Source organism: Paenibacillus sp. 22594 (genome assembly GCF_052044425.1).
Taxonomy (GTDB): Bacteria; Bacillota; Bacilli; order Paenibacillales; family Paenibacillaceae; genus Paenibacillus_AQ.
The window spans coordinates 679,730-692,019 of sequence record NZ_JBQENA010000004.1 but is presented as its reverse complement, the minus strand read 5'-3'; the positions used below and the strand labels follow the sequence as shown (position 1 = coordinate 692,019).

The 12,290-nt window shown below is 48.3% G+C and carries 10 protein-coding genes; 6 read left to right on the top strand and 4 right to left on the bottom strand.

Annotated features, from left to right (window positions below; all coding sequences use genetic code 11):
• Positions 1-202: 202 nt before the first annotated feature.
• From ACTJKB_RS17200 to ACTJKB_RS17175, 6 genes are all read left to right on the top strand, one after another.
• Positions 203-1,777, top strand: coding sequence for a methyl-accepting chemotaxis protein (locus ACTJKB_RS17200; RefSeq protein ID WP_440835590.1), 1,575 nt, complete (start codon positions 203-205; stop codon positions 1,775-1,777).
• A 12-nt stretch (positions 1,778-1,789) separates the two neighbouring features.
• Positions 1,790-2,221, top strand: coding sequence for a chemotaxis protein CheW (locus ACTJKB_RS17195; protein ID WP_440835588.1), 432 nt, complete (start codon positions 1,790-1,792; stop codon positions 2,219-2,221).
• 22 nt (positions 2,222-2,243) lie between these two features.
• On the top strand, positions 2,244-4,808 hold the full coding sequence (locus ACTJKB_RS17190) for a chemotaxis protein CheW (protein WP_440835587.1): 2,565 nt from the start codon (positions 2,244-2,246) through the stop codon (positions 4,806-4,808).
• A 2-nt stretch (positions 4,809-4,810) separates the two neighbouring features.
• Positions 4,811-5,152: an STAS domain-containing protein gene (locus tag ACTJKB_RS17185; protein ID WP_440835586.1), complete on the top strand. Its 342-nt coding sequence runs from the start codon at positions 4,811-4,813 to the stop codon at positions 5,150-5,152.
• Entirely contained in the window at positions 5,149-5,565 is a 417-nt protein-coding gene (locus ACTJKB_RS17180; protein WP_440835585.1) for an ATP-binding protein, read from the top strand. The genes ACTJKB_RS17185 and ACTJKB_RS17180 overlap by 4 nt, the downstream gene beginning before the upstream one ends.
• A 77-nt stretch (positions 5,566-5,642) precedes the next feature.
• A complete protein-coding gene (locus ACTJKB_RS17175) occupies positions 5,643-7,310 on the top strand; it encodes a SpoIIE family protein phosphatase (protein ID WP_440835584.1) in 1,668 nt (555 codons plus the stop codon).
• A gap of 16 nt (positions 7,311-7,326) precedes the next feature.
• Here the strand turns inward: ACTJKB_RS17175 and ACTJKB_RS17170 are convergent, their stop codons facing one another.
• From ACTJKB_RS17170 to ACTJKB_RS17155, 4 genes are read right to left on the bottom strand one after another with little or no spacing between them, the layout of a single operon-like run.
• On the bottom strand, positions 7,327-8,073 hold the full coding sequence (locus tag ACTJKB_RS17170; RefSeq protein WP_440835582.1) for a spermidine synthase: 747 nt from the start codon (positions 8,071-8,073) through the stop codon (positions 7,327-7,329).
• 5 nt (positions 8,074-8,078) lie between these two features.
• Positions 8,079-9,575, bottom strand: coding sequence for a response regulator (locus ACTJKB_RS17165; protein WP_440835581.1), 1,497 nt, complete (start codon positions 9,573-9,575; stop codon positions 8,079-8,081).
• A gap of 35 nt (positions 9,576-9,610) precedes the next feature.
• On the bottom strand, positions 9,611-11,428 hold the full coding sequence (locus tag ACTJKB_RS17160) for a sensor histidine kinase (protein WP_440835579.1): 1,818 nt from the start codon (positions 11,426-11,428) through the stop codon (positions 9,611-9,613).
• Between the two features lie 27 nt (positions 11,429-11,455).
• Positions 11,456-12,289: a carbohydrate ABC transporter permease gene (locus ACTJKB_RS17155; protein ID WP_440835577.1), complete on the bottom strand. Its 834-nt coding sequence runs from the start codon at positions 12,287-12,289 to the stop codon at positions 11,456-11,458.
• Between the last annotated feature and the right edge of the window lies 1 nt (position 12,290).

Genomic DNA, 12,290 nt, shown 5'->3' with positions numbered 1-12,290 from the left:
AGTGACAATAGGCACAAGGAACTAGTCCAATCATAATAAAAGAGAAATATTTCACATAGTTGACCGTTTCGAAATATAGGATTTTTCCTAATGCAAGGTATAAGGAGCGGCGGGAGCTAGGGGGAATTGCACAAAACGGAGAGTAGTCTGTGGAGTGTTTGAAAACGCATACAAAAAGTAATCACTTAGAGGAGTGTTTCAAATGAAATTTAACATCCGAACTAAATTATTGGGTAGCTTCCTGCTTGTTGTATCGTTGCTTCTATTTATCAGCGGATTGTCGATTGTTAAGATGGGGCAAATGAACAGCAAGTCAGTGCAGATGCGCGACTATAATTTCCCTGGATTAGTCCATATGGAGAACATCCGCGCGGATCTGTACAAACTCCGCGGCGACCTGATGAAAATCATACTGGAAACAAGAACTTCAGAATTCGACAAGATCCAATCGACAATTCAGGAAGATCAGAAAAATCTGGCGGTCAGTATCAAGGACTACGGAGAACTTTCACTTGATGCCGGACAAAAGGCATCCATGGAGATCATTAAGCAAAATGTGGAAAGCTATAACGCCGTGGTTCCTGAAATCGTTGAGCTTGGAATCAATAATGATAATGTTAAAGGCTACCAAGTAATGCTTGATGCCGTTCCTTATCTGCAAAAGGCGCTGGATACAGTGAACCTTGAAGTAGAGAATGTAGTAAGTGACGCGAATAAAAATATTGAGGCCAATTTAAGCAGCTATTCCACCGGGAAAAATTCAGTGATCATCTTTGCGTTTTTAGCTACTGCCGTTGCCATTGTGCTTGCCTTATGGATCTCGCAGGGCATTGTAGGTCCAGTGTCCAAAATTCTGTCAATCATGGTCAAAATGGCCGGTGGAGATCTCAGAGAGCAGATCACACTGAAAAGCCGGGATGAGTTCGGCAAGCTTGCCGGTGCAGTCAATGAGATGATTATCAGCTTAAGAAAATTAATCGGTGGAACCGCTGAGTCTGCTCAAAATGTAGCGGCCTCCTCCGAGGAAATTTCGGCCACCACTGAACAAATCGCTGCGGGCAGCCAGTCCCAGGCTATGGCAGCACAAAATATCAATCATCTGATTCAGGATCTGGTCAGAGGTATCGATGAGGTGGCCAAGAACGCCGAACAAGTCTCGGAGTTATCCATTCAAACCCGTCAGGGTGCTGAAGAGGGAAGTAATGCTGTAAGAGAATCCGGTCTGGGTATGAGTGATTTGTCAGAGAAGATGGGGCTTCTTGAGCAGGACTCCCAAAAGATCGGGGAGATTATTGAGGTGATTGACGAGATCGCCGAGCAAACCAATCTGCTTGCCTTAAATGCGGCGATCGAAGCGGCGCGTGCCGGTGAGCAGGGGAGAGGCTTTGCCGTTGTGGCTGATGAAGTCCGCAAGCTGGCAGAACGGAGCAGCGATGCCACGAAACAAATTGCCCACATCATCCGGGGGATGCAAAAGAATACAGTACTCAGCGTACAGGCAGTGAGTGAGGTATCTGCACTGTCAGACCGGACGGAGGGGCTAATCAAGGGCATCGTTGACCGTGTGAACGAGACTACCCAGCAGATTACCGGTATTGCCGCGGCATGTGAGGAACAGGCAGCACAAACGAGTGAGGTCCTCTTCTCCATTGAGGCTGTAGCGTCGGGTAGCCAGGAGTCAGCAGCAGCAGCGGAGGAAACGGCAGCTTCCTCGCAAATGCTCGCCAGATTAGCCGACGAATTGAATAGCGCCATCTCAGCCTTCAAGCTGGTGTAAGGAGGATGAACGATGCAGGCAACAATGAGTACTGAACAATATGTTGTATCCCGTCTGGGAAGCGAGAAGCATGCTATTAATATTCGGGATATCAATGAAATCATCAAAATGGAGCATATCACAGGAGTGCCCAACAGCAAGCCATTTATCAGAGGTGTTATTAATTTACGGGGCAGGATTGTTCCGGTGATTAGCTTATGCAGGAGATTTGGCATTCCCGAGACACCTATGGGAGCACAGTCACGCATCATTGTGGTGCGCTATAAGCAGGAGGCCATTGGCATTATTGTCGATGCAGTGGAGAAGGTGACTTCATTTCAAGAAATTGAGCCTCCGCTCGAATCTCGTGAGGTCCAAGGCGCTCAATATATGGAGGGAATAGGACAGAGTGCAGACGGGTTGATCAGCATTCTGAATGTTGAACGATTGTTTGGTGAAGGGTGACGCATGAAGGAGAGCGAAAAAGATGAATGATTTTCATAATTCTGCGTATTTGGGTGTTTTTTTAGATGAAATGGAAGAGCAGCTTCAACTTTTGGATGATTCCTTGCTGGTGCTGGAAAGCGTGGGCTGTCAGCAAGATACCATTCAAAAAATTTTCCGGGCTGCACATACCTTAAAAGGATCTTCTGCAGTCATGGGTTTTAAGCAGCTTAACAGGCTGACCCATCAGATGGAAAGTGTATTTGAGCTGATCCGGTGCGGACAACAGGAGGTGACCTCCGAGTTATTGAATATTCTATTCGACTGTATAGATTTCATTAAGGAGCTTCGCCATTCCATTCTGGGCGGTGTGATGGAGGAAGGAGACACAACGATTCTGATGGGGCGGTTGGAAGAAATCCGGGGTTCCGCTTCGGGCACTCCTCTAAACCATGAACAGGCAGTAAAAGAAACCGCTCCTGCACTACATATTGTTTTTGACGATATTCAGAAGGAAAAAATACAAACAGCTCTGGAAAGCAGCTACGAGGTTATGGCTATTCATGTTCATATGGCGGAAGAGGAATCCATGAAATATGTACGGGCCAAGCTCGTCGAAATTAATCTGATAGAGCATGGGGAAGTTGCTGCCTGCTACCCGGAGCTGGAAATGATTGAGAAGGATGAGTTGTTTACCGGAACTGTAGTGTATATTTTGATTACCCAACAAATCCAGCAGGATATTATTCGCAGTCTGACCCAAATCTCCCAAATTGATTCTGTGCGTATTGAATATATTACAAATTTGAATCTGGATACCTTTTTAGAAGGGAAAGTTGTGCCAGAGGTCGAAAAGACCAAAGTACAAGAACCCCGCAAGGAGTTAGTCAAAGCCAAAGAGGTTCCGGTAATTACCGAGAAAAAGGTACAAGTGGCTCAGACGGTTCGCGTTGATGTGGAGCGTTTAGAGGGTCTTCTGAATCTCGTAGGCGAATTGATCATTGATAACACTAGGCTTCGCAGTATACGAACTAAACTAAGCGAGCAGTTCAAAAACAATGGCGATATTAATGTCTTGAATGACATTGCAAGCCATTTGAACATGGTCGTTACCGATCTCCAGGAAGGAATGATGAAGACACGGATGCTGCCGATTGAGCATTTGTTTGGCCGTTTTCCGCGAATGATCCGTGATTTGGCTCAGAAGTCGAATAAAGAAATCGAATTCATCATTGAAGGCAAAGAGACGGAGCTTGACCGTACCCTGATTGAAGAAATCAGCGACCCGCTTATTCATATCCTGCGTAATTCGGTTGATCATGGACTGGAGCTGCCGGATGAACGTGCTGCTATGGGCAAACCGAGCAAAGGAACCATAGTGCTTCGGGCCAGCCATCAAGGGAATATGATCGTGATTACTATCGCGGATGACGGCAGAGGCATAGATGCGGAAAAGGTTAAGGAAATGGCAGTCCGCAAAGGATTCGTTAGTGCTGAAGAGGCCAGCCATATGACAGAAAAGGAACTTGTGATGCTGATTTTCCGTTCAGGCGTTTCCACAGCCCAAAAGGTCACCGATCTATCCGGGCGGGGCGTTGGAATGGATATTGTGAAATCGCATATAGAAAAATTAAATGGTGTCATTGATATTGAAACGACCCGGAATGAAGGCACCGTATTTACCATAAAGCTTCCCTTAACCCTTGCCATTATAAGGTCTCTGCTGGTGAAGCTGGGAAGAAGTACATTTGCGGTCCCGTTAGTGAATGTGATTGAAATCTTCAGGCTGAAGACAGCGGATATTCTTACGGTACAAGGGAAAGAAGTGTGCAAATTCCGCAATCAGGTGCTGCCTCTTGTGCGTCTTCACCGGAAGCTGCAGGTGCAGGAAGAGCTGGAACCGGCTAAGGACCGCTTGTTCGTGGTAATCGTCGGATTGGCGGATAAACGGGTCTGTCTAGTCGTCGATCAAACCATCGGCAACCAGGAGATCGTGATCAAATCGCTGGGGAATTATATCGGCAATGTTTCTTATATTGCCGGGTCAACGATTCTTGGAGACGGCCATGTGGCCCATATATTGGATATTGGCTTCATTGCCCGTGAGACGGGCTCCTCTTACCAGGCACTGTTGCCTGAAGACATGGAGGGCGAACAGGTAGATGCCGAAAATGAGAAATATGTGACCTTCAGGCTGTCAGGTTTGGATTTCGGAATTCCGATTTACAAGATGAAAGAGATTCTACCTGTACCTGAGATTCACCCTCTAGTCTCTGCGCCTGCATATGTTCTGGGGATGATTCATCTGCGGGGAATGCTGTTTCCGGTATATGATTTACGGTCCCAATTGGGAATGAGCACCTTTGAGCAAGCCCCCGGCTCCCGGATTATGATCTGCGAAGTGTCAGGGCATGAGGTGGGGATTGTAGTCGATGAGGTTACGGAGGTTTGCCCGCTCTCAAGTGTATACATGGAAGAAACGCCGGATTATGTGCTTATGAATTCAGATATGCTCGATGCCATATACAAACAAAACCAACAGTTTATCCATTTGTTGAATTTGGAAAAGATGCTGAATTTAGAAATTAAGCGGAAAGAGGTAGGCTGATTATGGAGAATACCTTGAAGGATCAGGTACAGCTGCTGAACTGGAATACAGATGTAACGTTAAAAAATGTGGACGAATTCCGCGGGGCGATTGAGAAACTGGTCGATGGGGAGAAGACGAAGCTTATCCTGGAGCTCACGAAGGTAGCCTACCTGAACAGCGCGGCTCTTGGTGTGATTGCTGATGCTGTGCTTGGCGCAGGTCGTACAGGCAAAGAGCTTATTATTGCGGGTGTACAATCGACTGTAGGTGAAATATTCGAAATTGTCCACTTCAGTGCATTGATGAAGATCTTTACTGAATTGGAGGAAGGCTACGACTATTTTGCAGGTGAATTGAAATGAACAAACTGAACAGTGGGACGTACGGGCAGATTCTGGTCATTCATTCGAGAAACGATATTGCTCTTGCTATGGAGACAACCAGAAGGATTGCGGTGCGTACGGAATTTTCAGAGCACGAATCCATACTCCTGCAGTTGGTCACAGAAGAAGCCTGCATGAATGCATTTGAGCATGGTTGTCCCTCAGGTACCTGTGAATTCAGAGTTTCTTGGCTGGTTGAATCAGATATCATGGAGATCAGGGTTTGTCAGAATGGAGAGTCCTTTGAAATGAGCAATGAACAAACCGAGCCGGTTAAAATAGGGTCACGCGGAAGAGGACTGGTCCTGATTCAAGGTATTATGGATGAAGTGTGCTTAATTCCTACGGGTCCCTATGTAACTCTCTCCATGCGTAAGAGAAGGAAAGTGTAATGAATAATAGAATATTGGGCTTGTTGAGAGAAAAAGCCTCCAAAAAGAAGGCTCTCTTTTTGCTTATCCTTATTGTATTGAATTTATATAATCTTGTATTTGTGGATAAAGGGTTCAGCTATGAGTTTATCGTTGATCTTCTGACACAGGGCGTTATTCTAGCCCCGCTATACATCATGTTTAGACAGCTGGAAGGCCATACGAAGAAACTTAGGGCAAGTGAACAACGGTATGAATCGTTATTTCTCTATAATAATGCAGGAATATACGTGGTAGACCTCAATGGTTCCATCATTAGTGTAAGTCCCAATCTTCTGGATATTCTCGGATATACTGAAGCGGAGATTAGAAATACTACATTTATTAATCTGTTCCATCCGGCGGATATCCCGTTGATTCAGGAGACCTTTCTCGATATTACGAACGGAAGTATTCTTTCTACCTCCAGCAAATTACAGCTGCGTCATAAAAACGGACAATATCTTATCTTTGATTTATCCAGTGTTGCCCTGATGGCCAGCGGAGAAATTCAGGGTGTTATCGGTTTTGCCAAGGATATTACGGAATTTGAAAGAGTACAGAACAAATTGGGGGAAATCCAGACCCAGCTCAACAACATTTACGGGAGTATCGATATTATCTTATGGTCGTTTGATGTAACCCGAAATCAACTGATTACCATCTCGCCGGCGTGTGAGAAGATATTTGGCTACTCTGCAGAGGAATACTATCAATACCCCGATTTATGGTCGGCGCAAGTCTATGAAGAGGACAAGGATTTCGTGAAGGAAAGAATGTTTTCCGTTATTGAAGGGACTTCTGCTAATCCGACTCTTGAATACCGGATTATCCATGCAAGCGGGGAGATCCGCTGGGTGGAGAGCCGGATGTTTCCTTTAGCTGACCCCAGGATTGGGGTCACTGGTATAAACGGAGTCGTGCTGGATATTACCGATAAGAAGCAGATTGAAAAGAATAAGCAAACCGATCTGGATCTGGCCAGACAGGTTCAGAAGAGTGTACTTAGTCAACCAATACATACTCCTTCATTCTCCATTAATGCGAAATACGTTCCTTCCCGGAACCTTGGAGGAGATATGTACGCCTGGTACCGCTTGAATGAGAACCGCTACGGGGTTCTGATCATGGATGTCATGGGACATGGGGTTTCTTCAGCGCTAATATGTATGTCCATCCGCTCTTTGCTGAGGGGGATTATCCAAGCCAATCTAAGTCCGGAAGAAGTCATTCATGAATTAAATACTCATATGAACAAACTGTTCAGCGTGGCCAAGGGGACTACGAATTTCTTTTTTACAGCTATATATTTGATCGTGGATACAGGGAAGCACACTGTTGAATATATAAATGCGGGACATCCCAGCGGACTGCTTGTAGATGATCGTGGAGAAGTATTCCGTTTGAAATCCTCCAGTCTTCCCATCGGCTTGATTCCCCATATGAAGCTTCAAAAACAGACTCTTTCTTTCAAGGGAGCCGCCCGGATACTCTTATATACCGACGGGTTGATTGAAAGACCGGGACGTTTGTTGAAAGACCAGATCGGTCTGCTGCTACAGGTAATGGAAGAAACCAGACTTGAGCCGATTTCGGCGCTAATGGACAAGCTGCTTGCGTTCAACAAAGAACACCAGCAGGTTGAGCAGGAGGAACAGGATGATATTTGCCTTGTCTGCATGGATATATGCGGTGATACAGCCGGAAAGATGGAGGATATCGGGTAGGGGACACCGATGCCTCTTAATCCCGGATCACATGGCCCTGCCCGAGCGTAATTTCCACAAATCCGGCCATTTGCTTGGCTTGATAACGGATCGGCTTAACGCTGCCCATGATGAGGACGTTGCGGACATCGGCTGTGCCTTCCGCAGGAAGAGCAAAAGCTTTGATATAGGGGAATTCTTCGCTAAGGGTCGTGTGGATGGCACCCATCAGGCGGTCCTTTTCGCTTCTGCCCATCAGGTTCATGATGATCGAACCGCGGCTGTTCAGCTTGGAGCGGGCTATGGCGAAGAACTCGCTGGAGACCAGATGCTGCGGGGTACCGTCTGCGGTGAAGGCATCCAGAAGGATGAAGTCATAGCGGTGGTCAGGCTCACCCTCCAGAATGCAGCGCCCATCCCCAATAACAACATTGTCCTGGCTGCAGCCAAAGTGCTGCCTGCTGAGCTTCACAACCTCTGCACTTACCTCGGCGGTCTTAAAGCGTTTCTCTGCGAAGTATCCGGCGATCGTCCCGATGCCATGTCCGATGACAAACACATCCTCAAACAACGCCCCGCCTGCCTCCATTAAGTGGATCATTGCTCTAGGATATTCAAAGACCACCCGACGGGGGTGGTTCAGATCAAGGGCTCCCTGAATGGCGTCTCCCGAAAACTGCAGCACACGGAATCTGCCTCTCTCGCCATATAATTCTGTGGTATCATAGACTTGGATTTCATGCCCATCCCCTGAGGTGCTTAACCATAGCTGCAAAGCGATCATTCTCCTTATATAAGTGAAATGCGTTTATATTCGTTCGGTGTAACGCCGACTATTTTTTTGAACAACTTATTGAAATAAGCGGGATCGGGGTAGCCGACTTCAGCTCCGATCTCATGGATCTTCAGATCATGCGCATTCTTCAGCAGCTGCTTGGCCTTGCGGATACGGATTTCTATCACATAGTCGGTTAGGGTCAGCCCGGTTTCCTGCTTGAACAGCTTGCTTAAGTAGCTTGGTGTCAAAAACACCATCCCTGCCAGCATGTTCAAATCGGCGTGCTGATTGTAGTGGGCCGCTACCCATCGCTTCACGGTTTCGACAGCGGTGCCTGACAGCTCCAGACGGTGGGTGCGGATTATGCTTAATGCGTCCGAGATGGAGGAGATGAACATCTGCTCGATCTCTCCAAAGCTCATACAGGTCTCGATCTGTTCCTCGAGCAAAGGTCTGTTGCTTACGCTGTAAACGGCTCCGAATTCCTGAAGCTCCTTGCGTGCTGTGTCCTCAACCTCCCGGCAGGCCCGCAGAATCTGTTCTGGGCAAGCCCGCTGCGACTCCAGCAAAGAGAACATGGAATGGATATGCCCCAGAACGCCGGACATATTCAGAATCTGCAGATCGTGGATCAGCGGCTCACGCACAGGCGTAAAGGGATCAATCAGGCTTATGCCGGCAGCCGTAAGCTCCTGAGCAGTAATATAATGCAGCGGCTGTGAATTGTAAATCCCCGCATCACAGGCCAGCTTGGCTTCCAGGTAGGCGGATCTAAGCTTGGAGGGAGTGCTATATGTGCCGCTGACTCCGGCATGGAGGCATTGTCCGCTGCTTGCCGCCCGGATAGTCCCGCCGATACGATTCAATTCCGCAGCTGTTAAAGGCTCGGCAGAATACCAGATCCATACATACAGTCCCTTTCGGACTTCCAGAAGGTCAAGCAATATTTCCTTCTCTTGCCGCAGACTGTCTGAGCAGGCACAGACGGTTTCCCGCGAGCTTCCTTTGAGCACGAACACGGAGAAGTAAGGCTGGGGCAAGGTAAGGCTGCTTAGAAGGATTTCGGATGGCTGCTCGACATGAAGCAGCGAGAGCAGAAGCCCGGAACGCTGGCGTTCTTCTTTTTCCTGAAACAGCTTCTGCTCCTCATCCAGACGGTAGAGCACTTCAAAAAGCTGCTCTTTGTTGATAGGCTTCAGTAAATAGTCCACAGCAGAGCTGCGGATAGCCTCCCTAGCATAATTAAATTCTACAAATCCGCTCATCAGCAGCGTACGTATCCGCGGATACCCGGCTTTGAGCTGTTTGATCAGCTCCAGCCCGTCGATATGCGGCATCCGGATGTCTGTAATGACCACATCAATCTGAAGGGAGGGAAGGTCATCCAGCAGCTGCTTGCCGTCGGCATACGTTCCTGTGACAAGAAAGCTGCTGCTCTCCTTGCTTATCATCCGGGCCAGGCCCTCGCGAATCAGAATCTCATCATCTACAATCACAATACGCAGCAATCCGAAATCCCTCCTTAAAATAAAAATAACGAGTATTATTCCTCCCGGGGACGGCTGGTGAGCGCTTCAATGCGCAAGGTGACACGGGTGCCTCTGCCGGGCTCGCTGCTTACGCTTAGACCGAGGAAAGGCCCGTAATGCAGGCGGATCCGCTCGTTCACATTCCTAAGACCAATGCCGAACCTTTCACCGTCTGCTCCACTTCTCAGGCTATCGTTCAAAGCACGCAGAGTATCCCCATCCATCCCCACACCATCATCCTCTACGCAAAATACTGCTTGACCGTCCTCTTTCCAGCCGCTGATGCTCAGCGTACCGGGTCCTTCCTTCGGTTCCAGGCCGTGAAAGACAGCGTTCTCGACGATTGGCTGCAGGACCAGCTTAATGACAGGAAGGGGGAGCAATGCTTCCGGCACTGTAATATCCAGTCTGAATTTATCCGGGAAGCGGATCTGCAGCAGATGCAGATAATTCCGTACATGGTCCAGCTCGTGGCGGATCGTAACCATCTCTTCGCTGCGGACAATACCGTAGCGCATTTGCAGTCCGAGCAGATAGGTCAGCTCGGCGACCCTCGGGTCCTCGCTGCTCTCGGCCAGCATACGGATCGATTCCAGGGTGTTATATATGAAATGCGGGTTAATCTGGTTCTGCAGCGCCCGCATATCGGCTTTCTGTTTTCTTTTTTCCGTCACAGAGACCTCCTGCAGCAAATCCTTGACCCGGACAATCATCCGGTTGAAATGGCTGCCAAGCATGCCGATTTCGTCGTTGTATTTGGGATGCAGCCAGACCTCCAGATTGCCGTGTTGGACCTGCTTCATCAGCCGGACCATCGATTTCAGCGGCTTTGTCAGCGCATGCGAGATGATCGTAGCGACGAACAGGGCAAAGGCTATAATCGCGAGTGTGGTCAGAATCAGCGTATTGCGGTTTTTCTCTACGGGCGACAGAATGCGGGACAGCGGAATGGTAACCATTGTCGTCCAGCCGGTTTGCTTGGATACGGTGTATACGGCCAGGTAGGGCTGTCCGTCCAGCTCAATCTGAAAATGTCCTTGATCCTGTTTCACATGACCCAGCAGCTGCTGCCGGGTGAGTGCCTGCCTTTCGGGATTTGCTTTCTCCGTGTTTTCACCGTCATACATAAGCTTCCCCTGATCATCCACCACCAGGGTGTTGCCCTGAGTCACAGCATTCACGGGATCCAGAATACCCTTGAACAGGCGGATATCGATATCGAAGACGAGAATTCCGATGCTTTTCAACGTGCTGACAGAATAGATCGTGCGCAGCATACTGAAGACTTCCCGCTGTTCAGATGAATTGACCTGAATGCTGTGTCTACCCTGAATGACAGGAGCCGTCCCTCCAGCTTCACTGAGACTTTTCCATGTAGACAGCCGGTCCTTCGGAAAAGTCATATTGATGCCTGCAGCCGTATCGTAAAAAACGGAATCGTACTGGTCCACCATATAGACGGCCAGGATTTCGCTTTTCGTGGGTTTCAGATAACTAAGGAACATCGACATCGCGGTATTTTTATCCCAATCGGTGCTCTTCTGCGTCAGGTAGAGCTGCACATCAGTATTATACAACGGCAAGGTAGTATACCGTTTCAAGTCTGCCACATAGCGGTCCATCGTATCCGAAGCGTTCGAGGTCATTTGGCCCGCGCTGTCTGTGGCACTTTCCAGAACAGAATGGAACATGGAGCGGGAGGACAGATAGCTGACATAGGTAATGGGCATGGAAATCAGAAAAACAAAAACCACAATCAGCTTCCGCTCCATCGGCAGGTCAGCCAGGAACAACCACATTTTGCGAAAAATCCTCAGGATTGTTGACACCACGTTGTTATTCCTCTCCGTACATCCCCCTTATTTGACCGCGCCGCTGGTTACACCTTCAAAAATATAGCGCTGCAGGAAAAAGTACAGAATCACTGTCGGCAGCAAAATCAGCAGAATCGCGGCACAGATCAGGTTCCATTCCCCGGAGTTGACCCCCTGGAAACGCATCAGGATGGTGGTGACCACACCAAGGCTCTGTTTGGGCATATAAAGGTAAGGGATGTACATGTCATTGTATATGCTGATCGTCTTCAGGATCACCAGTGTAGCTGTCGCCGGGGTCAGGAGCGGGAAGATGATCGAACGGTAGATTTTGAACAGGGAAGCGCCCTCCACCATGGCACTCTCATCCAGATCAACCGGAATGTTGCGGATGAACTGCAGATACAGAATGATCTGGATCACGTCTGCGCCGATATACAGGACAATTGGGGCGCCGAGCGTGTTGTAGAGACCCATGTTCTTGATGATGCCGAAGGTGGCAACCTGAGTGGTGATGCTGGGAATGATAGTAGCAACCAGATAGGCTCCAAATACAACCGGTTTCAGCTTAAAAGAGAAGCGGCCAAGCACATATGCAACCATTGTCCCAAACAGAATGTTCAGGGTCAATGTAATTATTATGATCACGAGGACATTGCCGAAACCGCTGAGAAGCCCTCCGCGCTGGAAGACGGCGACAAAGTTGTCGAAGTTCAGGAAGCTTTTTGGCAGTGACATTGAGCTGCTTGAATTGAATTCATCCGTCGATTTGAAGGCATTAACGACTACCACATAAGGAGGGAAGAGGACAACAAAGACCCCGATCAGGAGCGAGACGTATTTGATAATATCAACCAGACGAAATTTAGTGTGTGCCATG